This window comes from Treponema bryantii NK4A124, assembly GCF_000421345.1.
Lineage (GTDB): Bacteria > Spirochaetota > Spirochaetia > Treponematales > Treponemataceae > Treponema_D > Treponema_D bryantii_B.
Genome location: NZ_ATWV01000002.1, coordinates 24934 through 51487, shown reverse-complemented (window position 1 = coordinate 51487; position 26554 = coordinate 24934). Strand labels below are relative to the sequence as shown.

Genomic DNA, 26554 nt, shown 5'->3' with positions numbered 1-26554 from the left:
GTCTCCTCTAATTATCTCTACTTATAAAATTTTCAATAACCTCTTTTGTGAGGTTCCACTCTTCACACTTTTCCTTGTAATAACTCCGCCCTTTATCGGTTATGCGGTAGTAGGTTCTTCGCTTACCATTTTCCGCTTCCTGCGAATAGGATTCTACATAACCGTTTGCTTCCATACGGGTAAAGGCTGAATAAAGGGTTGTTTCCTTTATGATGTATTTTTCCCGGGATAAGGCCTTAATATCCTTGGAAATTTCATAGCCGTAGGAAGGCTTTTTGTGGAGTAAGAACAAAATCATCGTATCGTTATAACCGCGTATAACATCACTACTGATTGCTGTCATACAACCTCCTGCAGTACAGGCTGAGCCGGCAGGCCACTGAATAATCAAATTACTTCATGTGACGTTGCAACGACTGTCGTACTACGTCTGTCGTAGTAAAATATAACGCAGATTTTATTTACTGTCAAGGAAATCCCTTTAAAAAAACGCACATATGGTATAAAATACTCCTATGGCAACAACATCTAATTTAAGTGCAATAATCAGATATTATGCGGAGAAACAAAAATCACCTTTTATCGATCTCAAGGAGTTCTGTGCATATGTAAAAAAATATGCAGAGCACCATGTAGAAGAGCAGAGTGAGCTCGTAAAATATCTTGGAGATCCTTCCGGCACTGTTGTTGCAGAGTTACAGGGCCTTTCTGAAAAGCACCTTGTTGCTATAATTAATGCAAACAATAAAAAGACTATCGTTTCCATAACTTTTCTTTCTTCAAAATATGCAAATCTTTATAAAGATATGATGAAGAATGAATCTACCCCTTATCCGCAGGTTACAGATTTGCCTAAACAGTTTCCAAATCAGGTGCTTGAACATAAGGTTATCAGCCAGTACATTCCATCAATAATTGAAAAGGACAATTCAAAATCGCCTCTGCTTTATATTCTGGATTTTGCAAGAGACCTGCCTTCCATGCTTATTCCGGCCTGCGTTCCAATTAAGGTCCTGCTCGATACAGCTCAGCAGAAGGTTAGAAAGATTCTTAAGAAAGATGAATTCCACGATTACTTCTTAAAAAAGCTTAGAAGTACAAACCCTACAAAAGAGATTTCAATCAAGAATTTTTACACTCACTTTGTTGATACAGAAAACTATCAGTTTGCTGAATTTCAGGATGGAGAAGATTATTACATCTGGAATCAGGCGCTCTACTATATCCGCCAGGACTTCGAAAAAATCCAGGACCGCACTGTAGAAGATACAAATATTCTACAGGCTGTTCAGATTCTCGAAACTCACTCTTCTTATCTTAAAGAAAAATTCCAGAACGAGCACAAACGTTCAGAGGCAATAAAGGAACTGGAATCCGCTCTGGCTAAGTCTCCCTACTTTTTCTCTATGCCTCAGATTCTCAAATTTCAGGATCAGAACGGCCGCCTTCTCTACGGTCAGTATACCGAAGACGACCTTAAAGAGTTCCTGCAGAAAATGACAACAGACGGCGAAGCAAACGAACTTCCTCAGCTGCTGGTATTTAAGGTTGAATCAGGCACCCGCTATTACGTTTACAAGAAAAAGGTAAGCCAGGTTGTTGTGCGTCTTTGTAACGAAGCCCATGACTCTATCGAAAAGCAGCTGGAAGACCACTGGTATGATGTAATGATGGATTATGAACGTCTGCCGGAAATGTCCAATGCTTCTGAGTTCGAAGCCTGTCTTCATGAGCTTGTAGAAAAGAACTCTCCTATTCTTTATGCACTTTTGAATGCAAACTTTATGACAATTCTTTCTTATGAGCATGATGAAGACAGTCTCGAAGGCTTCAGACTCTTTGTAGACGGAAAGCTTTTACCTTACAGCGATCTTCTCATGCTTAAGAATTCAAAAATTCTGGCAAATGCAAAATCCCGTCTTCCTTTCTACTACACCCTTCCTGTTATTTCATGGATTATCAGCCTTTTCAACGGAAGAAGCAAAGACAAAAAACGGGCAACCTCTAAAACCACTGCTGCCCTTGAAAAAAATCCTTTTGAAGAAGAAGAGAAAAAAGCAGATTCAGCGCCAAAGCAGTCTAAAACTCAGGCACTTGCATCTAATGCAAAGGCTATTGCAAAAGACCTTGTTCCGGAAGGTTCAACCATTGACCGCGAATTAAACTATCTTACAAAGCAGTGGAACAAAATGATTTCTAAAGAGGCTTACAACAATCTTACCGAGGATGTAAACTCTCTTATCCGAGATTATACAAGACGTGTCGTAAAAACTCTTTCTGCAACGTCCTTCACAAAGGAGCGTGTAGAAAACCTTGCTAAGACTCTTGTAAACACACCTAACATGCAGAAAATCAAGGAAGACAAGGCTCTTACAGAGTACGTAATTCTTTACATGCTGCGTCTGGTAAGCAATTTCCAGTAAAAAACCTGTCATTCCCCGGCTTGACCGGGGAATCTAGACTTTTTTTCACTTTTTTTAAACTTTTTTTCTCAAAAAGTGTCAAAAATGACATATCAGGGCAATTATATATGTGTACGGATTTAGAGCCCGTATGATGATTGCCCCGGCCGGACATCATTTTAAAATTTTATTAAAAGAGGTTGAAGTATGAACCAGTTGAATTCTTTGATTTTGGAAGGAAATCTTGTGCGCGACGCTGTACTTTCGGAGCCGGCACCAGGTTTTAAGAAATGTAATTTTACTATGGGTGTTAGCCGCTACTACAAAAACAGAAAAAATGAAGATGTTAATGAAGCATCCTTTTTTGATGTAGAAGCCTATAATCAGGTTGCAGAATGGTGCGGAAAAAAGGCAACAAAGGGACGCGGAGTACGCGTTGTAGGCAGACTCAAGCAGGACACCTGGAAAGACGAAAGCGGTAAGACTGCAAGCAGAATCTACGTTGTTGCAGAGCACATTGAATACAAGCCTATGAAAAAGACAGAAGCCCAGGCCGGAGAAAGTACAGAGACACCAGCAGCAACTCCTCCTCAAGCCTCTGTTGAAGCAAAGGCCGAAGAAGTCAAGGTTCCTGCAGAGGAGGCAGTATTCTAAAACTAACGGCGCTTGCGTCCACCACGGTGGTTGAGCTTGTCGAAACCACCGCGTGGAGACTTACGGCCGGCTGCTGCCTTGCGTTCTGCTGCTCTTTCGTTGGAAAGGCGGTATTCTTCCATCTGCTGAGGAGAATAGAATCCGTCCTTCCAGTTAAAGCGGGAAACGCCAGGGAGCGGCTGTCCCTTAATCATGGAGGTTGTAATAGCTTTTATCTGACTGCGTGATACCTTTGTTTTGGAGAAATCTACAAGGAGACGTTTAAAACCCGATGAAGTAATGAAATCTGTTTTGTCGGTAATTGCAAAAGGTTCTTCCGGCATAACAAAAGAGCCATCGGCAGTAGAGTTCACTTTGAACACAGAATCTTCCTTGTCTTCAAAATAAGTAAAGTCGTAGTCAGATGGAAGCTTAAAGCGCATGCGGAAAAGTGCCGGATATGCAAATACAGGTACGAGTACACGCTCACGCACATTCTGCTCAAAGGTTGCCTCAAGATTACGTCTTGAATTTTCATAAGGCATAATAAAGGCACCAACGTTCTGATTTTCCAGCCAGCTCACAGCCCAGCGGTTAAAGGTATAGAGATAAGGTCCCGCAATAATGTTTACCTTGCAGCCCTTAAGCATCTGCAGGTGGGCAATGTTATTTGCAACAAAATTTAAATATCCGTCTGCAATAAGGCGGTCCAGTTCTTCCTTGAGTTTGTCTTCCTGGGCAGCAGAACAGAATGGATCAAGCGAAATATAAGTCTGCTTTTTAGAGAAAGGCAGAACAGTTTTGTGGTTAAGCAGGTCGTAAGAAGTTTCGCTGTTGTATTCAAGAATTACACGAACAGGCTTGAGTCCCTGAACTGCAAAAATGTCCTGTACAGAAGAAACCTGTGCATAGATTCCTTCAGGGAAATATACGAGTTCCTTATTAGCAACAGGAGTAAGGTCGAGAATAGGGAGACGTTCATCCTTAGGCTGTTTTCTGAAACGGCCAAGGTCGTTTGGAAGTACACGGTTGTAGCGTTTAGAACCTGCTTTAATCTGAAGAAGATATACTTCGTCTCCGGTATTAAAGCCGCCCGGAATATCAAGCCAGCGGTCTCCATTATCTTCAACTTCTACAGAATGCACCTTATGACTTACGCGTCCTGTATCGTCTTTTTTATGCAGACGGATTGAGTCACCCGGGTCAGGATCGTAGGAACCACCCTTGAGCAGGGCCATCTGAATATGACGCTGTTCTGGCGGTACGTCATCGCTCATATTTTCAGTAATTGCAGCAACCAGTTCTTTAGGAGCCGCTTTTGTTGCAGAAATCTTTCCAAGGTAAATACCTGTTCCACCAGCCTGGTCCGGATTCAAAATTGCAGAAGCGGCATTATTTACACCATCTTCAAGAGACTTAAAGCCATACCAGTAAGAAGTTTTACTTCGGGCAAAATCTGAAGCAAGCATACGTTTACCGGCAGCGATTGCGCCTTTTTTATCTTCTTTGTAATGATCAATGACATAACGGTAGGCAGAAACTACGCTTCCTACATACTCGGCACTCTTCATGCGGCCTTCAATTTTAAAGGAATCTACACCGGCTTCAATTAAATCCGGAATCTTTTCGATGAGTTCAAGGTCACAAGGAGAAAAATAGTAGCCCTGGCGAACTCCACCTGGAACCTCTGCAGTATAGAAACGACGGCAGGCCTGAGTACACATACCGCGGTTAGCAGATTTACCTCCAAGGAAGCTTGAGAATAAACAAAGACCGCTTTCACTTACACACAAGGCTCCATGAACAAAAACTTCGAGTTCAGCACCAGTTTCTGCTTTTACCTTTTTGATTTCTTCAAGACCAAGCTCGCGGGCAAGCACCATGCGCTTAACACCGCAGCCCTGCAAAAGACGAACAGCATTGCTGCTTTCTACATTCATCTGGGTAGAAGCATGAAGCTCAAGATTCGGGAAGAATTCCTGAGCCATACGCATAACAGCATAGTCCTGCACAATAAGACCATCCGGCCCTACTTCGTTCAGATAAGAGAGAAAACGATAAAGACGTTCTGTTTCGCGCTCTTCGCAGACAGTGTTTACAGTTACATAAACCTTCTTCTGCTTTTTATGAAGGCTTTCAACTGCTGCCTCAAACTGATTCCATGCAAAGTTTGTTGTTCGCATTCGCGCATTAAAACTGCGCAAACCAAGATAAACAGCATCCGCGCCTTCGCCAATAGCGGCGTCGAGCGATTCAATATTTCCCGCAGGAGCTAATAATTCTACCATAGGGGAAAATGTATCATAAAATTACGCTTTATTAAAGCGTTCCCGCCGTCGCTTTCAGTAAAGCCCAGTTTTCATCATCATACTTTACAGGATACTCTTCGATAACGCCATTCAGCGCAGCAGCTCTCAGGTCTGCCGCATTCGTTCTTTGAAATGATTTTGTTGACGAAGCCCCGCTGCTTGGAAAGGCCTGCTCTACAGCCACAGAATCGTAAATACCTGACTCATAAACTTTTTCTGCATAAGGCTTCGGTTTCTTCCAGTCTTCAGCCTTTTTGTCGTTATACATAAAGGCATCCAGAATTTCTCCTTCAGTTCCCTTCCGTAATATGATTACATCACTTGTATCACTCAATGCAGAACCTTCATTCTCTGCCCATATATCACGAATACCAGGCTGTGCATAAGCAGCTGTTGCTTCATCAAGATTATCAGTTTCGGTCAGACAGCCCTCACCAAGGCTGCGAAGATGAATAAGAAGAATCTCGCCTGTCTCTACTTCCACCGGCGGCATTACAAACTTTTTCTTTTCGCCGTCAGAACCGCTCACAAGTTCGAGCCCTGCAAGATTCCCGGAAGTCAGGGCAAGTATTTCTATAAACTCATTTTTAGAAGTATTTTTATCATGCTTTACAAGAAGCTCGGTCATTATAAGTTTTGGAATACAGGCATTGTAGCCGCAAAAAGGAACACAAAAGGTAAGAGAGTTCCCCGCCCGGTCTTCTACAGTGCTGAATATTTCATAGGCTTTACCAACCTCATATCTGTCTGCGACACTATATGTTAATACACAGCCATCTTCAGAAAGCGAACAGTCTGCTTCTACTTTACCGTAAGCCCCGCTTGCAGCTTTTAAGGCCGGTGATAATTCAATTGTTTCCGAATGTTCAGACGAATCAGATATTTCCTTAATAACTTGTGAAACCGTATAATTTCGTAATTTTACTTTTTCAGAAAAGGTAATCTGCACAGTTTTTTCATCCAGCACATTTACATCTTCCAGAACCGGAGAATTATAATCTCCGCCGACAAAAATAATTCCTTCTTCTGAAACCCTGCAGGAAAAAGGAATTACACAAAAAAGAGTTATGGCTGTAAGCAGAAAAGTCTGAACAAGCAAAATCAGGGCTCCGCCGCCATGAATATTTTTATTATTTTTTTTCATAAAAGCCTCCAGAGAAATAAAAAAAACACGGCCTTCAAAAGCCGTGTTTCATAAGTTCATTTATATTATCTATATATAATATAGACCTTACTTGTTCATTTCAGGAAGTTTTTACAAATATTTTTTTAGAATTTTGCAGCTTCAATCATATATCTGATTGAAGTTCCTGTATCATCTTCCATCATCTTTTCAATTACGAAAATGAGATTCTTTTCAGATTTATCACAGAAGATTCTTTCAATCTTATAATTTGTTACGCCCTTACGGCTGATATCAGGATTTCCAATTTTGCGGCTCATGATAATTTCGCCTTCAGCATTTTTCTTTTCCAGCATGATGTAGAAAGAAGAACGGGCATTTTTTCCGCTTCCATTTACAGTTGGATAAAGTCTGATGTTATAAAGATCAGCATTTTCCAGATCTGCACTTCTAAAATCCTTGAAAACAATTTCATCAGTTCCGGTTTTATTTACATCATCAAGAATATAAAGAACGTGATCCATATTTGCTGTTTCACACTTTAAATCCTTGAAATAATAAAAGCTTTTTCCTTCAAGCGCTTCAAAAACATCGCGGCCGTTTTTGCCGGCAGTTACTGCAGAAGGCTTTGTTTTGAAAACTCCGTTATCTGTATAATCGTTAGCGGCAATATCTACCTGGTAAAGCTCTGCCCAGCCCTGGAATTTTTTGTCGGTCTTACCATACTGACCAAACACGTAATATTTTCCGTCCTCCGAAAAACCTTTATCTACAAAGGTTGCAACATCGCCCGCACAAAGAGCAGAAAGTCCAAGAACCATTACAAGAGTGCAAACAAGAGTCTTTTTCATTTTCGAATCCTCCCAAGATTTCTCTATTAAATTTTCGGAAGAAAAAATAAACTCTTTACTATTATTTGTCTTCACTGTATCTTTAAATTATGACAATCAGATTCAGAAACAGAATGACGCTTATCTTCTTTATAATTGCAATTTCCTGCCTGATGCTGGGCACCTTCTTTACACTTTATCAGTTCTTTTCCGGCGGAATCGTTTTACCAGAAGTTTACAGCCGCAATCTTTCACAGAAGTTTCTGCTCAAATATCATCCTCTTTGTGTTTATGCAGGCATTTTCATTCTTTTAATTTACATCTGCATTAGTACAATGATTATTTATCATAGTTTTGAAAAGACACAGGCCCCGGATATTGTTTTCTTTCTGCTCTTTCTCTTTGCCTGTCTTTGCGATACATCAAGACTTTTAGTTCCTGCTTTCCACCTTTCCGGAAGTTTTTCTCTTTTTCTTCTGAAAGTAGGCAACCTTCATCTCTTTGCCCGTCTGCTTGCCCCTCTTGCACTTATGGGCACAACAGTTTTAAGCACAGAAGATTTCAAACAGAACACCGACAGAAACAGCATCATAATTGTTATTATTTCTATGTTCTTCGCTGAAATGATTCCTTTGAACACCTCTGTAATCATGCCCAATTTCTGTATTTCCTATGGATATGAAAAGGCTATCAGAAGCTTTTGTTTTCTAACCTGTTCAATGAGTGCTATCTCGCTTTTCCGCACAAACAATAAAAATGATTACCGTCAGACAATGACTATCGGCTTTATACTTCTTTGTTTTGGTTATTCTCTGATTTTCTTCAACTTCAATATTCTGACACTTTTTGCAGGAACTCTTTTACTTGGAACAGGTTCTTACCTTTATCTGAATGAGGTTCACAAGCACTATCTCTGGATTGACTAGCCGCTTACAAGTGTGCCTGCTGACAAAAGGGAAAATAACAATCCGATTGCCGGCGGAATAATAAGATTATCAAAATCTGCAAGCGGAAGAATTTCTATAAACATTGCGCATAAAGCAACTATCAGAGAAATTAAAGTGTTCTGGCAGCAGCAGAAGGTTGTAATGAAAACCGCAAAAAAACAGGTAAGACTTCCGGCTGCAGTTTTACCATGAGCACCCGGAATTGTAATTTTACCAAACAACTTGCCCATAAGGCTTGCAAGTCCATCTCCAAAAGCAAGAGCAAAAATACCTACTCTTGCACAATCCAATGGTAAAAGAAGGGCTGCCGCAATAATTCCGCAGACAAGAGTAACAGGCCCCAGTACAAAGCGGTTCTCATCACGTTTACGGGCAGCAATTTCAGTAACCTTAGAAATCAGGGGAATCTCAATATTTTTTGAACGAAGAATTTCACTGACAGAATAAATAATAAGGGCAAAAACAAGAAGACCGATTACTGGCCAATAAGCAAGCTTGAGGAAAAAAGGAATAAAGCTTGAACATATATGAATTGATTTACGAAAAAGTTCCTTAAAAATCGCATTGAGTCGCTGTCTTTGAACAATTCCGTAAACCGGATTTCTCTGGCCAGGCATACTTTTTTCTTCCATATTTTATAAACGCTCATTGTCGAGCAGAGTTTTAGAAATATCAGTATAAATAGAAGGCTCAAACTCTGGAATAGGATGTGTAATATATTTGATATTCTGTTCTGCAAGATTGCTGCCTTCAAGTCTCATCATAGTTTCCTGATTACGGGTAAGAGCATCCCAGGCACGAACAGACTGGCTCAACTGAACCATAGCCTGAGCATTAAGGGCAGAGTTACCAGTACGCTTTGCAAGCTTATACAAAGTTACACCGTAGTTATTCGAAGCATAAAGATATGTATTAATCAGGTCATAATCCTTTACATTTGCCTGTGGAAGCACAAGACCATTTTCTGCAATCTTATCGTCAAGTTCATCAATCAGCTGATCATAATAGCCTTGAGCTGCATATTCATCACCACGAAGGAAGAGAGTGTTACCCATTGCCAGCATAAGATTTCGTTCCTTAATATTTCCATCACCAGACTTCATAAAGGCACCAAGAGCTTCCATATAATTCTTTTTCTTATACTGGATGTAGCCGATGCGGTAGCGGATTGAAGGACTGTCGTTTTCGAGTTCTACCGAATATTTGTAATTAAAGAGAGCATCATCATAGTCTCCGGAAATTGAATACTTGATATCTCCCATATCCTCATAAAGCTTACCAATCGCAGGAGTTCCCTGGAAGCCGGCATTGTCGCGTTCTGTAGTAAAGAGAGAAATACCTTCTGCAAACTGTTCCTGAGCCTGGAGGTAATCTGTTGTTTCAATATAATGTTCACCAAGCAGGCGGTAAGAATCAATATACTTGTAAAGATCACGCTTCTTCATAGAAGGAACAGTATTAAACTTTTCAATAGCACGCTGAAGAGTTGCTTCAATTGAAGAAGTTTCATTTGTCTTGAGGAAGTACTTGGCAAGATTATACTGAGCAATAGGATTATCAGGATTAGTCTTAACAGCACGTAAAAGCAGTCCGCGAAGACCTTCAATTTCGTAGCGCAGATATTCTTCTGATGGAGCCAGAGCACCATAATATTTATCCAGCAGATAACCGCTGAGTTCGGCCCAGTCTTCTGAACTGAGAGATTTTTCGCGAGGCTCAAAGGTTTTCTGCATCTGAATTACTTCGCGTAAATTGTCTGTACGGATAAAGTAACGCATCATTCTGGACAGATAAAGATCTGTAGGTTTGTAAAGCTGAATAAGTGTTGCGTACTGTTCACGGGCAAGCTCAAGCTTAGACGGATCTTTTTCTGTACCCCACTCCAGGAATACATCTCCAAGTTTGAGGATTCCATCTGCGTCATTTATATGATAATCAAGTATCTCACGGCGGACTATTTCTTCTGCGCGTTCATAATTTGCAAGATCATTAAGCTCCATATCTGCATACTCAAGACCAGCCATCTTATCGTGCTTAAAGTAGCGCAGAATATTCTGGTACATTTTTCCAGCCCGCTGATATTGTTTATGTTCACGATAGCCACGGGCATATCTGAAGAACCATTTTTTATTTATGCGCTTTTTAACTGCTTCTTCAAAGCGCATTTCTGCCTGAGGATATTCATCTGCCTGCAGTAAAGCGTAGCCCTGTTTATAGAGGGAATTAGCTTTAAGTGGTCTGTAAATGCAGTAGTCCGTAAATTTAACAAGTCCCCAGCCAACAATTGTAAGCAGAAGTCCAAGCAGAACACCTGGAATGATTTTATTTCTAAGCTGATATGAAAGAGACTTTTTATAAGCCTCGTATTCTGCCGCAGTTCTGTGTTCAAAGTCGCGAGGAATTGGAATAGATGTATCGAGCATCTTTTCCAGCATACCGGCAACCTGGCGGGCAGGTGCTTTGTTGAGGATTTTTTCTATGATTTCAAATTCAGCGTCATCTGTAAATTCATCCTGAACAATAAAGTCTTCAAAAGCAAGTCGTACGTTCAGCGGATATTCTGCAAGATTAGCAAGGAAGATTTTATACTGCTCATCAGAAAGTGTATTTGGAGGCAGTTCTTCTGATTCTGCTGCAGCGCTAAAGTCCGGCTCATCAAGTTCTTTTGCCTTCTTACCCTTTCCTTTGGCTTTTTTATCTTTTCCTGTGGCAAGCTTTGGTTTTGCTGATTTTTCTTCTTTTGCAGTTGTAACGTCTGAGAAGCCCGGAATCTCAAACTCACCTTCCATTGCAAAGTCGTCGTGTGAGCCGAATTCAAAGTCTCCGTCTCCGCCACCACTCAACTGCGAGTCTGTATCCTGAATGCCAAAGTCCATGCCCTCCATCTCAGAAGTATCAAATACCTCAAGAGGTGCATTTTCATCGCCTTCTTCTCCGCCGGCATCGTCACTTCCACCAATATCATCCAGTCCGGCTGTATCATCAAAATCAGGAATTTCATCTTCTGCAGAGAACTCTGGAGTTTCAGGAGTTTCTACATCACCGGCATCAAAAAGACCGGCTGGAATTCCGCCGTCTTCTTCTGATGATTCAGCGTCGGCTGCAGGAGCTGCTTCTGCATTTGAAAAATCTGCTGCAGCATCCGGTGCATCAAAATCTAAATTACCTAATTCTTCAAGTCCGAATGAGTCACCAGTTGATTCAGCAGCTGGTTCGGCAGCTTCAAATGCTTCTGCTGCATCTTCGGTTTCAGCCACATCTTCGCTTTCGGCAGGAGCTTCAGTTTCAGAAGGAATCGCACTTTCAGGCTCATCTTCATCAAAATTATCTGGAGGTAAAGAATCAAAATCATCGAGGGCTGCATCTGTAGACTCTGTAGACTCTGTAGACTCTGTAGACTCAGGAGCCTCTGTGGTCTCTGGAACTTCAGCTGCCTCAGGTGCATCAAAATCAAGGTTGCCTAAATCTTCAAGAGTTTCTGCAGAAGCAGTATCGGTGCCTGTATCTGCAGGTATGTCAAAATCAAAGTCGTCTAAAGGAGCTGCGTCACCTGGAGCTGTAAAGTCATCCAGAGGTGCTGCATCACCAGGGACGGCAAAGTCATCCAAAGGAGCTGCATCCTCCGGAGCCGCAAAATCGTCTAAAGGAGCAGGTTCTTCAAGTGCGTCTGCATCATCCAAAGGCGCAGGCTCATCTAAAGAAGCCATGTCATCTAATGACGGAAGATCGTCCATTGCTGCAGGTTCATCTAAAGGAGCAGCTTCTTCTAAAGGAGAAGGTTCGTCTAAAGGTTCCGCTTCATCAAGTGGCTCTATATCATCGATAGAGTCTGAAGCTGCTTCTGGCGCAGCAGGCTCTGAACCGATATCATCTAAATCAGGAATATCTTCAAAATCGTCTAAATCAATATCTGCATCTGAAGCTTCCTCAGTTTCTTCTTCCTCTTCTTTCTGAGGTTCATCAAAACCACCGCCAGCAAGAAGGGCATCAAGGCCCATATCGGCAATTGAAACTTCTTCCGGTTCTTCTTCAACGATTTCTTCAGGCTCTTCTTCCGGTTCATCAAACATTGAAAGATCCGGCATTCCGGCATCATCATCTGCAGGAGGAGCAACCGGATTCAAAAGAGCAGACATATCTGGAGCTTCAAAGCTTGGGGCAGGCTCTGCTTCGCCGCCGTCTTTTTTCTCAGCGGCTCCAGGATTAACAAGGGCAGTTAAATCAGAAAGGTCTTCTTCGGCTGAGTTATCTTCAACCTCGGCCTCAATCTGAGGCATACCAAGAACAAAGTCTTCTGAGTCGTTTTTATCTTCAATTTCTTTTGGAATTTCTACTTTTACAGGCTTTTCTCCTCGTGCCGCACGGAGATTTGTTTCATCACCGAGCGAGAGAAGATCGCTGCTGAATTTTTTAAGCTGACTTAATCCTGGCATACTACTTTAATTTTACCCCACAACCCTTGTAAATTACAAGTATAATATACTTATTATATGAACGGATGATTTTAATAATGACTTAAGAGAAATATATATAATATAAGAGATCTTATAATTTAATATGCTTCCACTGCGAATCTTATGATTTAATGGACTACCGCGGCGGCATAAGCGAAACCGCGCGGCTTTCAGTTTTTTGGGTTAGAATCCTGCGGTTTTCGCAAGCGAAAATCCTCGGATTCTTTTTATGGCTAAGCGCCAAAAACTTCAAGAGTGCGTTTCGCTTCTGCCTCTGCTCCCGTCCATTAAATCATACATCTCCGTTCTCGCATATTAAATTATAATCATAGTTTTTTTTCTTAAGTCATTATTACATACCCGACAAGTATATTATACTTGTATTTACTTTCACTAAACTCTCGAAACAGAAGTCCGATAATCAAAGTATGAAAAAGCTTATTTTACTCTTGATTGCGGGTGTGGGGCTTTTGGGGGCACCGCTCTTTGCCGCAGAACAGACTAACTATCAGAATTTTGAGCTTGATACACTTTTGCATGGGATTGACAAGCCGGGGGCTCCTATAGTTACCGACGATTATATTATTTTCACTGCGGATACAAGGCACCGTTTTGTTGGTATTGCTTTTGATTTTGAAGAATACAAGGTTATTCACCCCTTCCAGATTCTTACCCAGAAGGATGATGAAGAAAAAGTAAGCCGTAAGCATATGTTTTACGTTTACAAACGGGAGCATAAGTTCACAGAGCTGCGTTACCGTCTTGTTTTTGACGGCTTATGGACAACGGATCCTTTAAATCCTAACAAAGAATACGACCAGAATGTAAATCTCTATTTTTCAAAGCTGGATAATCTTGGAAGCATAAATGTTTATACAGAATCTCCGCGCAACGATTATGCCCACTTTATTTACAAGGGAGAATCCGGCCAGAAAATAAATCTTGCAGGAACCTTTACAAACTGGGACCCATGGATTTACGAAATGGTAGAAACTTCGCCGGGACTTTATGAGCTTGAGCTGCCCCTCCCGGCCGGAAAATACTATTACAATTATTATATTGGACTTACACCGGTTCTCGACAACACAAATCCTCAGAAGATTTACACAAACGACGGCCGAAGTGCCAGTGTATTGACGGTACGTTAGCGGAACTTCTTAGCCATTTCCATCAGCTTTTTCATGTCCATGCCTTTGAGGGCACTTGGATCTAAGCCGCCAGGAAGTCCGCCGGCTCCTGGAGCACCACCAAGACCAGCTGCACCGCCCATGCCACCCATCATAGAAGGATCAAGTCCCAGCTGATTCATCATACGGCCCTGCATTCCGCGGTTTCGGCTAACCTTCTTCATCATAAGCTTAGTCTTTTCAAACTGCTTCAAAAGCTTGTTTACGTCCGCAACTGATGTTCCACTACCCTTTGCAATTCTCTTGCGGCGGCTAGGACCGATAATCAAGTGATTAAGGCGCTCTTTATATGTCATACTCTGAATAATTGCTTCGTTCTTTTTCAGGCTTGAAAAATCCATCTGAGAAGCATCCATTCCGCTCATTCCAGGAATCATGTCGATGATAGACTGCATATTGCCCATCTTCTTAACCTGCTGGAACTGCTCAAGATAGTCCTGCAGGGTAAACTCGTTTCTCTGAAGCTTTTTCTGCATTTTGAGGGCGGCTTCGGCGTCCATTGTCTCCTGGGCTTTTTCAACAAGAGAAACAACATCACCCATACCAAGAATACGGCTGGCAATTCGTTCAGGATGGAAAACTTCAAAGTCTTCCGTTTTTTCACCGGTACCGATAAAGAGAATTGGCTTTCCTGTGATTGTTTTAAGAGAAAGAGCCGCACCACCGCGGGCATCTGAGTCAAACTTTGTAAGGATAACACCGGTAAGGCCAAGCTGTTCATCAAAAGTCTTGGCAATATCAACTGCATTCTGACCGGTCATTGCATCGGCAACGAGCAGCACTTCAACAGGACCGGTTGCCTTTTTGATTTTTACAAGCTCTGCCATCATCTCTTCATCAATCTGAAGACGACCGGCAGTATCTATGATGATTGTATCGTAGCCGTTCTTGCGGGCAAAGCTGATAGAATCCTCAGCATTACGAACGGCATTTTTAGAATCTTCTTTGTAAACAGGAACACCGATTTTCTCACCCAGCTGGCTGAGCTGTTCTACGGCAGCCGGACGTACAAGGTCACAGGCAGCAAGAAGCGGTTTTCTACCCTCCTTCTTGAGGCGGGCGGCAAGCTTGTGGGCCGCAGTAGTTTTACCGGCACCCTGAAGACCAAGCATCAAAATCACAGACTGAGTATCTGGACCTTTAAGGTGTAAATCAACCTTGGTATCTCCCAGCATCGAAACCATCTTGTCGTAGATGATTTTTGTAAACTGCTGGCCCGGGTCTACAGACTTAAGAACCTTTTCACCCTTAGCTTCTTCTATAGTAGAATTAACAAAGCGGCGTACAACGCGAAGGTTTACGTCGGCCTCGAGAAGAGCCATTTTGATTTCTTCAACGGCGTCTTCAATATTTTTCTCGGTGATTGTTGATTTACCGCTCAGTGTTTTTACAATGCCACTGAAGGTACTTGTAATTTTTTCTAACATGTTTACCCCGGTGTCATTCCGAACTTGTTTCGGAATCTATTAAAGGTGCATCAACTGATACAAAGTGTTTTCTATAGTTGTTTCTTTATTTAAGATTTTATAAAGTCCGTCGCAAAGTGGAAGCTTCAAATCCTTTTTCTCTGCAATTTCGTGAACATATTTGCAGGCAATTGCACCTTCCGGAAGATATCCGATTTTTGAAACGTTAGCAATTAAATCGTCAATATCCTTGAATTTTGAAAGCATATCAGTTTTGATTAAATCCTGACCAAAGCGGCGGTTGCGTCCATATTTAGATTTACAGGTAACGTCGAGGTCACCTACTCCGGAAATTGAAGTAAAGGTTTCAGCATGAGTTGCACCCATAGCAAAACCAATTGTCTGGATTTCATTAAGACCGGCAGCGAGAAGAAGGCTTTCTGCGTTATCACCAAATACAGTTGAATCTTCGGCAATTGCGTCGAGTGCACCATAAACACAGGCAATAACGTTTTTAGCAGCGGCACAGATCTGAACACCTACAACATCAAAGCTTGAGAATACCATCAGACCTGGCACACGCAAAAGCTCGCGTACGCGGATAGAGTTTTTAGGATTCAAAGAAGCTGCAACAAGACCAGTAAGCTTACCCATTGCAACTTCTTCGGCATGACTAGGACCTGCAACATAAACAGTGCAGTCCTTATAAACTTCAGGCAAAATTGATTCCATAGTTTCAAGAATCAATTTTGGTCCCTTATCAGAAGGAACAAAGCCCTTAGTTATGGCTGTAATAACAGTAGAACCGTCCGCAATGTTCGGAACATCAATAATCTTTTTAAGTGTAGAAGCAAGATAAAGAGATGGAGATGCAATAATCAGAAATTCTTTTCCAGTTGCAACTTCAATAATATCCTTTGAGCAGGTAATTTTTTCACTTAGTATATAACCTGGAAGAAATTTCTTATTCTCATGTTCGTTATTGATTGAATTAACAACTTCATCTTCCAAAGCCCAGATCTGAACCTTATGTCCACCGCGTGCAAGAGCCTGAGCAAGTCCAGTTCCCCAGGCACCACCACCAATAACGCCTACTGTTTTTTCAGACATGATTTATCCCCTCAACAGATGGAAATTAAAACCATCCGTCCTCACAATCCTTCCAGTCATAAAGCTCTTCAGGCTTAAACCAGAGGTTGATTTCGCGCTCAGCACTTTCGTCACTGTCAGAAGCGTGGATAATATTTCTGTCTGTGTGGATACAATAATCTCCACGGATTGTTCCAGGAACTGCTTCTGTAGGCTTTGTAGCACCAACAACTTTGCGCATAAGAGTTACACAGTCATCAGCCTGCCATACCATTGCAATTACAGGACCAGAAGTAACATAGTCTACGAGGTCATTATAAAATGGTTTACCATCATGTTCTGCATAGTGTTTTCCTGCAAGTTCAGGAGTTACATGCATCATCTTCATACCAACAAGTTTAAAACCTTTTTTTTCGAGGCGCTCAATAACTTCGCCTACCAGGCGGCGATTAACTACACCTGGCTTTAACATTGTAAAACATCTACTCATAATTTTATTATTATATAGGAAGTAGGAAGTCTTTTCAATATATAGACTGCTACACGTCATTGCGAGCGGAGCGAAGCAATCCATTTTCTACTTCTTCGATGATTTCGTCTGGGGTTGATGCGCCGGCTGTTATGCCGATTGTTTTTAGATTAAAGAACTCTTGAGGGATGTCGGCGGCGGACTGGATGTGGGCTGCCTGTTTGCAGTTTGCGACGGCGGTTTGATAAAGGCGTTTGGTGTTTGCTGAGTTCTTACCGCCTACTACGAGCACACCATCTACCTTAGAACAAAGCTCAAGCAAAGCCTGCTGGCGTTCGTTTGTAGCCGGGCAGATTGTATTCATTACTGCAAGGTTATGAAATTTCTGGCGGAAGAGGCCTTCTATTTTCTCAAACTCTTTTGGGCTGTAGGTTGTCTGACTCAAAAGAATTATATTTTTTTCTTCGCTGCGGGGAATATCAAACTTTTCTGCCTCTTCAAAATCCTGAATCTGACTGAAGTTTTCACCAGCATAACCTGCAATTCCAATTACCTCGCCGTGGTTACGGTCGCCGGTAAGCACAACATAATCATTTTCCGAGGAATACCGCTCAACCATTTTCTGGCTGGCTTTTACGCGCGGGCAGGTTGCGTCAATTATCTGACAGCTTCGTTTTTCCAGGGCATCTGTTACGCTCGGGGCAACTCCGTGTGCACGGATTATTACTACACTGCCCTCTTTGAGAGCGGAGATTTCTGTTTCTTCTAAAATATGAAGTCCCTTTGCTTCAAGAGCACGCAAGGCATTTTCGTTATGAATCAAAGGCCCCAGAGAATAAACTTTTTTGCCCGGATTTTCGGCAAGGGCTTTTTCTGCCAGCTCAACGGCGCGTCTTACACCAAAACAAAACCCCAGCACCGAAGCTCTAATAATTTCCATTCCGTTAGTATAAAAAAAAAGATGCCTTGTGTAAACAAAGCATCTTTTAGAAAGATCCTGAAACATAGGGAGCGGCACTGCAAAGCAGGGCAAAAATAGTCCAGTGGACTATTTTTAGCGAGTCTCCGAGCAGCTATGCTGCGAAGGTTCAGGATGACATACTATTCTTCGTCAGCACGAACGTGCTTGAGTGAGTGGTGTACACCGTACTCTGCTTTCCAGTTCTTTCTTGAAGCAGAAATGAAGCCGCTTGAAATGAAGATAGAAGAATACATACCACAAATCAAACCGACAATCATTGCAAGAGAGAAGTCTTTAATGCTTCCGCTTGTAAATACAAAGAGAGAAACTACAGCGAACAATGTTGTTACAGTTGTCAAAACAGAACGTGTGAAAGTATCACTCAAAGACTTGTTCAGAATCTCGTTGAAGGTCTTTGCTTCCGGCATCATCTTAAGGTTATAGCGGACGCGGTCCAAGATTACGACTGTAGCGTTGATAGAATAACCTACGATTGTAAGAACGGCAGCAAGAACAGTAGAAGAGAATTCCATCTGAGTCCAGATGATGAAGGTGAACATAATCAAAGTATCATGAATCAGGGCAATTACCGAACCAAGGGCAAAGTCCCAGTGGAAGCGGATTGTTGCATAGAGCCAGATAAGTCCAACTACTGCAATGAACATGATGATAGACTTGATAGATGTTGATTTTGACATACCAGCACCAATAAAGTCTGTCTTTACGATAGCTACCTTCTCTTTTCCAAAGGCCTTGTAAAGCTTGTCATTAATAGAAGACTGAATCTCATTCTGAGCATCGCCTTCGCTTACACCCATACGAATCTGGTAAGAAGCATCTGCACCAGTACCAAGCTGTTTGATGTTTCCGCCAACCTCGCCAAGAGCGTTACGGATATCATCTGTTGTAATTTCAGAAGTACCAGCCGGATAAATGTAAATAGGTGTAGAAGTAAGCTGATTTGTAACGGCAGAGTTCAAGAAGAGCTTTGTAGAATCATAAGAAGCATTCTTTACAGTCATTGTAACATCAGCAAGCTTATTTACTTCAGCAGCAAGTTCACCAACAGTCTTGAGAACTGCAAAGTTGAAGGAACGTGTTTCGTTATCAGCACCAGTACCAGAAATGATGATATCCATCTGACCGGCAGAAAGATCCATAGAAACATTTGCAGCACCCTTATAAGAAATTTCTGCAACAGGCTCTGCTACACGAATCTCTTCAATAAGACCAGGACGGAAATCCAAGCCAAGGTTAATTCCCTTTACACAAAAACCAACAATACCAAGTGCAATAATTGCACAAGAAAAAATAGCGGCAGGAAGGAAGCCTTTACTAAAGTTTATTGTCTTTTTCATTGTTTAATCCCCCAACCAATGCTTACTTTCTTAGCATGAAGTACATCTGTATCGAAGTCGAAAATGAGGCGTGATACAAACAAAGCTGTAAATACAGATGAAACAACACCGATTGCAAGAGAAACAGCGAAGCCCTGGATAGCACCAGTTCCAAGCTGACTCAGGAAGATAGCAGCGATGAATGTTGTAATGTTAGAGTCCATAATTGCCCAGAAAGCATTATCAAATCCCATAGAGATTGCTACTGGACGGCTCTTACCCTGACGAAGCTCTTCCTTGATACGCTCAAAAATCAAAACGTTAGCATCTACGGCCATACCGATTGTAAGAATCATACCGGCAATAGAAGAAAGTGTAAGTGTAAGATTGAAAGCAGAAAGGATAGAGAACATCATAAAGAGGTTCAAAACCTGAGCAACTACAGCGTTGATACCAGAAGCCTTATAGTAAATCAGCATGAAGATGAGGATAAGGCCGAGACCAAGAAGAATTGCCTTGGCACCTGCACGGATTGCATCTTCACCAAGAGAAGCACCGATAACCTGCTGGCTTTCTACCTCGAGAGGAACGTTGAGCCATGCTGTCTGGAGAACCTTCTTGATATTGTCTGCTTCTTCGTAGCTGAAACCACCAGAAAGGGAAACTGAACCACCAGTGATAGCTGTCTGAATGCGGGCATTAGACTTAACCTTGTTATCGCTTACGATTGCAAGGTTTTCGCCAACGTGAGCACCTGTGAAGTCACCAAAAATTACAGCACCTTCGCTGTCCAGCTGGAAGTGAACCTCCGGCTGATTTGTAAATTCATCAGAACCTACGATAGCAGATTTTACATGCTGACCATCGAGGGCAATTTCCTTCTTTACAACAACCCAGTCATAGCGCTCATCAAGACCATATTCATCTTTTCTATATTCACCGAAAACTTCGCAGTCTTCAGGAATAATAGAAGGATCCATCAATTCGCCGATTGCGTTGAAGGTTGTTGCAGGATTCTGAGCATAGTATGCTTTGAACTGGTTTGTTGCTTCCATATCTACGAGACGGAAGTTCAAAATACCCTTACCCATAATCAATGTATTGATTGCGTCTGCCTGAGCAGCACCAGGAATTTCAATGTAGATTCTGTCATCGCCCTGCTGGCGGATAACAGGAGAAGTAAGACCAAACTTATCGATACGGCTTGAAAGATTTTCAATTGCATTAGCCATTGCTTCCTTTTTGAAGTCAGCGGCATTTTCTGTAGCAACTGCATCACCCATAGATTCAAGGGCTGCATCGAGGTCTGCCTTAACGATAATGTTCATACCGCCGGAAAGGTCAAGACCAAGCTTTACGGAATTTTCGTAGTAATGCTTTGCTTTAAGGATTTCCTCACGATAGCGTGTCTGGAAAACAGTAAGGAAATCAAGTTCACTGTCGTATGCAGAAAGGACATCCTTCCATGTAAGTTCAGCAGGAACCTTTTTATCAAGAGCCTTGTATCTCTTGCTTACATCTTTTTTAAGCCATGAATAATCTTCTGTGATTGTAGAAGACAAATCAAGCTTCTTAATTTTACGTACATCTTCTGCAGCCTTAAGTTCAGCATAGTTCTTAATGTTTTCTGTTGAACCTAAAGCAAGCTGCTGCAATTCCTTTGGTGTTCTTCCGTACCAGCTGATTGACGGCCAGAGGAAAACGAAACAAAGGGCAATAACAGCCAGCAGAACCAATAAACGAGTTCTTTTGTTCATTTTTTTATAGACTCCAATTATTTGTTTTCTTCAGCATTTTCAGCAGCTTTTTCTGCTGCTACAGGGTCTGAAGATTTTTTACCTTTGAAAAGTTTTTTGTTTTTTGCTTCTTCAGCGAGCTTTGCTTTTTCAGCTTCTGTGAGCTCTACAGAAGAAATAGCTGTGCGGTTGAATTCGAGCTTGCAGTCATCATCAACTTTTACGATTACAGTATTTTCTTTAACAGAAGATACAGTTCCGTGGATTCCTCCGATGGTGATTACTTTGTCGCCCTTCTTCAATGCGTCGAGCATTTTCTGTGTTTCTTTCTGTTTCTTGTTCTGTGGACGAATCAAAAAGAGATAAAAAATAACGATAATGAGCAGAAAAGGAAGAAGGCTTCCTACAAGTGAACCAGAAGTAGAAGCACTTGCTGCTCCACCTGCCTGCAAAAATGGGATAAATGACATATATGTTTCCATCCTGTTTTTAAAATCTGATTATAAAATCAGTCTAAAAATTATAACACGATTCAGGCCGTAAATCAATGGTAAATATTGACACTATTATAAATTCAAAGGAGCGGAAACATCGTAGTTTTTATCATTCAGAGTAAAAGAAAGATGATTTGCGTGGAGATATAAGCGTTTTGCCCGGGCTCCGCCATATAAAGTATCGCCCAGAATCGGCAGGCCGCGGCTTGCCAGATGAACGCGAATCTGATGGGTACGGCCTGTGTAAAGACTGCATTCTATAAGAAGACACTTGCGGCCTTCAACAGTGACCGGCTTTAGGACACGGAAGTCTGTTTTTGAATACTGGCCGCCGCGGGCCTCGCTGAGTTGGCCCCACTTCCCCTGCTGGGATTTTCCATTGATACGGCCCATGAACATTTCGACGGTGAATTGAGATCCCGAATCAAGTTCAGGATGACAGTTGCGTTCGTGATTACAGTTGCGTTCAGGATGACAGGCATCGGTGCCGCGAGGGGCCTCCACCACAGCAAGATACTGCTTGGTAAGATTATGACTCTGAAAGATTTCCGACACTTCCTTATTCACAGTCCTTGTTTTTGTAAACATAATTACTCCGCTGGTCGTGCGGTCCAGGCGGTGCATAATTCCAACATAAGGCGGATTTCGCAGAGACGGATTTCTTTTCCACAAATAGTCTACAAGTGCATCATGAAGATTTGCACGGTTTCCGGTAATTGTCTGTTCAACAGGAAAATCTGCGGGTTTATTAACAAATATGAGATTTTCATCTTCATATAAAATGGCCTGGTCCGACATTTCAAAGGCAAGGTCGTCGGGCTGTTTTTCGTAAAAAAAGCGCTCTGCTTCAAAGCGAACCGTAATATTGCTGTGGCCGCGGAGCTCAAAGGCAGGGCGCAAAACGGGGCGGCTGTTTACCTGGACGGCCCCCGCTAATATGAGACGTCTTATTTTTGAATTTGAAAAAACCGGAACTTCGTTTTTCTGCGTGGTTTCGATCCCTTCGACTCCGCTCAGGGACCGCTTAGAACCCGCACACTCAACCACCGCAGCAGGCAATTCCCGTCTTAAAAACTCATCCAGCCGCTCAGTCTGGCTTGTACTAAATTTTAATTCTTGCATGATGTATTTTCTTCTGCTCGTAAAGGCTCTGATCAGCAGCCATCAAAAGTTCATTCAAATCTTTATTCATATAATCAAAACTGCTTACTCCAAGACTCACGGAAAGCAGGAAAGGAAATTTATTTTTTTCAGAATAATCAGCACACATAGAATCAACTTTTTCCCTAAGCTTATCAATATGTGTTGTATCCATTCCGGAAGCAATAATTCCAAATTCATCTCCACTTAACCGTCCGATAATATCCATTTTTCTGAAAGCAGCTTTTAAAACCTCTGCTACACCGATAATTGCCTTATCACCATATTCGTGACCATATTTATCATTAATCCTCTTAAGGCCGTCCAGATCTGCAAAAAAGACAACACCGTCGTTGTCAATTTCCTGAGAAAAGAAAATCAGCTTCTGGCCGTATTCCATAAAACCTCGGCGATTCAAAAGCTTTGTAAGTTCATCTGTTTTAGAGCTGATGCTAAGGTCAATATTCTTTTCCTTCAGCTCTTTATTCATTGTCTCAAGAAGATTTTTCTGTTTAAGAGTTTTGGTGTAATCATAAGCCTGTACAATTACACTGGTAATTACCTTAAGCAGAATATTGTTCATGCCAAAATCAGTACGTTCTGCCTTACAAAACAAATATCCGTACTGCAGAGTTCCCTGGGCTACCGGCTGAAAAATAAAGCAGCCCGAATTCTTATCTGCCTGTTTTTTAATAAAGAGAGATTTTTTTAGTTCTATATAATCATTATCTTCGTAATATTTTGCAATATCATTTTCCGTATCGATATTAAGAAGAAGTCTTGCTTCCGCCGGCATTACAAAATCATCATCGCGTAAAACATTTACCGGTTCTCGCAGGGCAAAGACAACCAGTTTTGAAAAGCCTGAACTGTCAACAATTGCTTTAAAGGATTTTGCAAAATCATCAAGATTAGAAGTTCCCTTCATTACATCAAAAAGGTTTCCGATTCTGCGAAGTTCATCATAATGCGAAGCGGCCACTTTAAATACGTCACGTTTTTTACGTTCAAGTAAATCTTCACAACCACAGGAACGACGGTAAACTGCTTTAAGATTTGTATTTACAGTAAGCTGCTGATTATTCTTCTTTTTATTTCCTTCCTTCAAAAGCTTAAAACCAAGCTCTGCCGCTGCATAGCCCTGCTCTTCTATATTCTGATCTATTGTAGAAAGACTCGGTACACTCAAAACTGAATGAGAAGTATTATCAAAACCAAAGACTTTCATTTCTGAAGGAATCTTAATTCCAAGCTCAGTAAAATAATCGAGGACGGCCATACCCATAAGGTCGTTGGCGCAAATTATAGCTTCGTATTTTATATCTTCTTTTCGGTGATACTTCTGCTTCATTTCTGCAAAAGCAGATGATTTTGTAAAAGCCCCGTCCAGCACCCATTCCGGATGAAACTCGAGGCCATGTTTATTAAGAGCTCTCATAAAAGCTTCAAAGCGTTCCCAGCCTTCCTGAGACTGAATCTTATTTGCAGAAAAAAAACCGATTTTTGTACAGCCGTGAACTTTCTTTAAATGCCCCACAATTTCATCATAAACAGAATCACAATTTGCCGTTGTATAATGAATGTCAGGGTCATCAAACTTCATTCCTATGGAAACTATTTTTTTACCCTTAAAAGGCTCTAAGAGTTCTTTAAGTTCATCCTGCTTTTTATAAATACAATAGGTATTAGAAACAACGATTATTTCATCTATAACTTCTGATTTGAGATATTCTGTAGAAGCCCAGTATTGATATTCATAGAGCCCGTCTTTTATATGTGGAGTTGCTGTCTGCACAAAGAAAACCCGGGCATCTTTTCGTTCTGAGAAAAACTTATAAATTCCTTGAATTACCAGGTCGGCATATTCGACCGAAAAGTTATGTACAAAAACAGCTATGTTATACATACAAATTATTGTATCTCATAATCAGGATATTCGCCATTAGAAAAAATCTTTACCTTACACTCTTCCATGCAGACATTTTCTGCAAAGGCAGTAAGATCAAAGGCTTCTTCACTAAGTAAATCATCCGGATTATAGGAAGTGGTTATTATTGACTCTTCTCCCTCTCCGGCCAGGCGCGACATTGCACCGTTTATTTTTACAATGTCATGCATAAGACTGATTAAAGAGTGGCAATGCTTTTCTTCATATTTTTCATCAAGAAAAAGCAGCTGCATTTTTTCTATTGATTTGTGATTTTCACCTTCTGGATAAAAGCCGCTTTTGTAAGAGCAGTTATTTACCCGCTGCCATTCTGCAAAATCTGAAAAAAAGCGGGAAGGATAAATGCGCAGAGGTTTTAGCACCGAAAGAAACCATGGAACTGCGCGGCCGGCTGTGTAAAAGGTTCGGCAGGCAAAGGCAGTGTCGCGGCACCAGCGGATATCCTGGGCAGAAAAAGTTCCGCTAACCTTTGGAGGCTCCAGCTCATTGTTCATTATCTGAGGAAATTCAATATGATTCGGATACTGCTGCACAGCAAAATCAAGGCGCTCAGAACAGAGCTTTAAGCTGTCGCCGGGTGTTGCTGCATAGGTAAGATGAAAACCAAAAACAAGGCCGGACTCGTTTAAGAGGCGGGCTTTGTTTGCATAAAACTTTTTATCAAAAAGAAGATGCCCGCCCTTCTCGCTGCATTCAAGGGGAATGTCAAAAGAACAGAAAATGTTCTGAGCAGCAGAAATAACCTCGCGGTCTATAAGACTTGCATCTACAAGAAAAGAAACGAACACCTCGGACGCATGCTGCGCGATAAGTTTCATAAGTCGCAGGAGCCTGTTTTTGTCATGAGAAACCTTTTCATCAGTAATAGAAAGTTCAGTAATACCTTTCTGTGAAAGGGTTGCTATCTGAGACTCAAGTTCCTGCGATGTGAATTTATATTCAGTGTTCATTATCAATTATAACAATGGATTGCTTCGCTACGCTCGCAATGACGTCATTGCGAGGAGCCCGCAGGGCGACGTGGCAATCTACAGTAACTCAATACCGTGCTTTTTGCAGTCGGCCTTGATTGCGTCTGTCCACACACTAACCTGAGTTTCACCGATGTGAGCCTTGCGAAGGAGGAACATACAAAGACGTGACTGACCGATACCGCCACCCAGAGTCTGTGTGAGTTCACCCTTAAGCAGGCGTGAATGGAATTCAAGCTTAGCGCGCTCAGGACAGCCGCGTTCTTCCAGCTGGGCCTTAAGGCTTTCAGGGCTTACACGAATACCCATAGAAGAAAGCTCAAAAGCTCGTTCAAGAACAGGGTTCCATACAAGAATATCTCCGTTCAATCCGCGGTGACCATCTCCACATTCTGTAATCCAGTCGTCGTAATCCGGAGCACGACCGTCGTGAATAGTGCCATCGTCCAGCTTGCCGCCGATACCGGTAATAAATACAGCACCGTATTCTTTGGCAACCTTATCCTCGCGCTCCTTTGGAGTCAGCTTCGGATATTGTCTCTGTAAATCATCTGCGTAAAGAATTTTGATATCCTTTGGAAGAATTGGCTTGAGCTGTGGATAGCGGTCATAAAGGAAGAATTCAGTTCTCTGAATACAGCGGTAAACCTTCTTAACAATTTCGTGAAGGTAAAAAACAGTGCGGTCCTTTGGATCAATTGCCATTTCCCAGTCCCACTGGTCAACGTAAATAGAATGAATTGCATCAAGTTCTTCATCCGGGCGAAGGGCATTCATATCTGTATAGATACCAAAGCCTGGTTCAAGTCCGAGGGAAGTAATCTTAAGGCGCTTCCATTTAGCGAGAGACTGAACGATTTCCATTTTAGCATCACCCAGGTCTTTAACCGGGAAGCTTACAGGGCGTTCAACACCGTTGAGGTCATCGTTAATACCTTTTCCTGCATCTACGAAAAGAGGTGCAGTAACGCGGGTGAGGTTGAGTTCTGTACTCAAGGCCAGCTGAAAGAAATCTTTAATTGCAACAATTGCATGCTCGGTTTCACGAGTTCCGAGAATTGCTTTATATTTACTTGGTAGTTTTATCATAGTATTTATCCTTATTCTTAATAATATGG

The 26554-nt window shown here is 41.8% G+C and carries 21 protein-coding genes; 4 read left to right on the top strand and 17 right to left on the bottom strand.

Annotated features, from left to right (window positions below; genetic code table 11):
* Window positions 1-7: 7 nt before the first annotated feature.
* Window positions 8-343 (bottom strand): PadR family transcriptional regulator, encoded by a 336-nt coding sequence (locus G626_RS0101895; RefSeq protein ID WP_022931099.1) that lies wholly within the window; start codon window positions 341-343, stop codon window positions 8-10.
* A 172-nt stretch (window positions 344-515) separates the two neighbouring features.
* Between G626_RS0101895 and G626_RS0101890 the strand changes: the two genes are divergently transcribed.
* Together G626_RS0101890 and G626_RS0101885 are read left to right on the top strand one after the other, a co-directional pair.
* A complete protein-coding gene (locus G626_RS0101890; RefSeq protein WP_022931098.1) occupies window positions 516-2423 on the top strand; it encodes a hypothetical protein in 1908 nt (635 codons plus the stop codon).
* Between the two features lie 186 nt (window positions 2424-2609).
* Complete coding sequence (locus G626_RS0101885; protein WP_022931097.1) at window positions 2610-3056, top strand: single-stranded DNA-binding protein; 447 nt, start codon at window positions 2610-2612, stop codon at window positions 3054-3056.
* A 2-nt stretch (window positions 3057-3058) separates the two neighbouring features.
* Here G626_RS0101885 and G626_RS0101880 read toward each other — a convergent pair whose 3' ends face one another.
* From G626_RS0101880 to G626_RS0101870, 3 genes are all read right to left on the bottom strand, one after another.
* The gene (locus tag G626_RS0101880) at window positions 3059-5323 is read right to left on the bottom strand and encodes a U32 family peptidase (protein ID WP_022931096.1); all 2265 of its coding nucleotides are present in this window, start codon (window positions 5321-5323) and stop codon (window positions 3059-3061) included.
* 31 nt (window positions 5324-5354) lie between these two features.
* On the bottom strand, window positions 5355-6488 hold the full coding sequence (locus G626_RS0101875; protein ID WP_022931095.1) for a hypothetical protein: 1134 nt from the start codon (window positions 6486-6488) through the stop codon (window positions 5355-5357).
* A gap of 125 nt (window positions 6489-6613) precedes the next feature.
* The gene (locus G626_RS0101870; RefSeq protein WP_022931094.1) at window positions 6614-7318 is read right to left on the bottom strand and encodes a DUF2259 domain-containing protein; all 705 of its coding nucleotides are present in this window, start codon (window positions 7316-7318) and stop codon (window positions 6614-6616) included.
* A gap of 89 nt (window positions 7319-7407) precedes the next feature.
* Here G626_RS0101870 and G626_RS0101865 point away from each other — a divergent pair, with 89 nt between their 5' ends.
* The gene (locus G626_RS0101865; RefSeq protein ID WP_156003143.1) at window positions 7408-8223 is read left to right on the top strand and encodes a hypothetical protein; all 816 of its coding nucleotides are present in this window, start codon (window positions 7408-7410) and stop codon (window positions 8221-8223) included.
* Here the strand turns inward: G626_RS0101865 and G626_RS15030 are convergent.
* Together G626_RS15030 and flcA are read right to left on the bottom strand one after the other, a co-directional pair.
* Window positions 8220-8876 (bottom strand): diacylglycerol/polyprenol kinase family protein, encoded by a 657-nt coding sequence (locus tag G626_RS15030; protein ID WP_022931092.1) that lies wholly within the window; start codon window positions 8874-8876, stop codon window positions 8220-8222. The genes G626_RS0101865 and G626_RS15030 overlap by 4 nt on opposite strands.
* A 3-nt stretch (window positions 8877-8879) precedes the next feature.
* Entirely contained in the window at window positions 8880-12677 is a 3798-nt protein-coding gene (gene flcA, locus G626_RS0101855; protein ID WP_022931091.1) for a periplasmic flagellar collar protein FlcA, read from the bottom strand.
* Window positions 12678-13126: 449 nt separating this feature from the next.
* Between flcA and G626_RS0101850 the strand changes: the two genes are divergently transcribed.
* Window positions 13127-13846 (top strand): early set domain-containing protein, encoded by a 720-nt coding sequence (locus tag G626_RS0101850; protein ID WP_022931090.1) that lies wholly within the window; start codon window positions 13127-13129, stop codon window positions 13844-13846.
* Here G626_RS0101850 and ffh read toward each other — a convergent pair.
* The 11 genes from ffh to asnA form a co-directional block, all read right to left on the bottom strand.
* Window positions 13843-15312 carry a signal recognition particle protein gene (gene ffh, locus G626_RS15025; protein ID WP_022931089.1) on the bottom strand — a complete coding sequence of 490 codons (1470 nt, stop codon included), beginning with the start codon at window positions 15310-15312 and terminating at the stop codon, window positions 13843-13845. The two genes, G626_RS0101850 and ffh, sit on opposite strands and share 4 nt — an antisense overlap.
* A 39-nt stretch (window positions 15313-15351) precedes the next feature.
* Window positions 15352-16401 carry an NAD(P)H-dependent glycerol-3-phosphate dehydrogenase gene (locus G626_RS0101840; RefSeq protein WP_022931088.1) on the bottom strand — a complete coding sequence of 350 codons (1050 nt, stop codon included), beginning with the start codon at window positions 16399-16401 and terminating at the stop codon, window positions 15352-15354.
* A gap of 25 nt (window positions 16402-16426) precedes the next feature.
* Window positions 16427-16870 carry a nucleoside-diphosphate kinase gene (ndk, locus tag G626_RS0101835; protein ID WP_027726925.1) on the bottom strand — a complete coding sequence of 148 codons (444 nt, stop codon included), beginning with the start codon at window positions 16868-16870 and terminating at the stop codon, window positions 16427-16429.
* 49 nt (window positions 16871-16919) lie between these two features.
* Complete coding sequence (gene ispH / locus G626_RS0101830; protein ID WP_027726924.1) at window positions 16920-17789, bottom strand: 4-hydroxy-3-methylbut-2-enyl diphosphate reductase; 870 nt, start codon at window positions 17787-17789, stop codon at window positions 16920-16922.
* Window positions 17790-17950: 161 nt separating this feature from the next.
* A complete protein-coding gene (gene secF, locus G626_RS0101825) occupies window positions 17951-19168 on the bottom strand; it encodes a protein translocase subunit SecF (RefSeq protein WP_022931085.1) in 1218 nt (405 codons plus the stop codon).
* Complete coding sequence (secD, locus tag G626_RS0101820) at window positions 19165-20904, bottom strand: protein translocase subunit SecD (protein WP_022931084.1); 1740 nt, start codon at window positions 20902-20904, stop codon at window positions 19165-19167. The genes secF and secD overlap by 4 nt, the downstream gene beginning before the upstream one ends.
* Window positions 20905-20921: 17 nt before the next feature.
* Window positions 20922-21353, bottom strand: coding sequence for a preprotein translocase subunit YajC (yajC, locus tag G626_RS0101815; RefSeq protein ID WP_022931083.1), 432 nt, complete (start codon window positions 21351-21353; stop codon window positions 20922-20924).
* 96 nt (window positions 21354-21449) lie between these two features.
* Window positions 21450-22499, bottom strand: a complete 1050-nt coding sequence (locus tag G626_RS0101810) for an RluA family pseudouridine synthase (protein WP_022931082.1) — start codon at window positions 22497-22499, stop codon at window positions 21450-21452.
* Window positions 22480-24423, bottom strand: coding sequence for a substrate-binding and GGDEF domain-containing protein (locus G626_RS0101805; protein WP_022931081.1), 1944 nt, complete (start codon window positions 24421-24423; stop codon window positions 22480-22482). Before G626_RS0101805 ends, G626_RS0101810 begins: the two co-directional genes overlap by 20 nt.
* Before the next feature lie 5 nt (window positions 24424-24428).
* A complete protein-coding gene (locus G626_RS0101800) occupies window positions 24429-25415 on the bottom strand; it encodes a hypothetical protein (protein ID WP_022931080.1) in 987 nt (328 codons plus the stop codon).
* A 78-nt stretch (window positions 25416-25493) separates the two neighbouring features.
* Window positions 25494-26525, bottom strand: coding sequence for an aspartate--ammonia ligase (gene asnA / locus G626_RS0101795; RefSeq protein ID WP_022931079.1), 1032 nt, complete (start codon window positions 26523-26525; stop codon window positions 25494-25496).
* Between the last annotated feature and the right edge of the window lie 29 nt (window positions 26526-26554).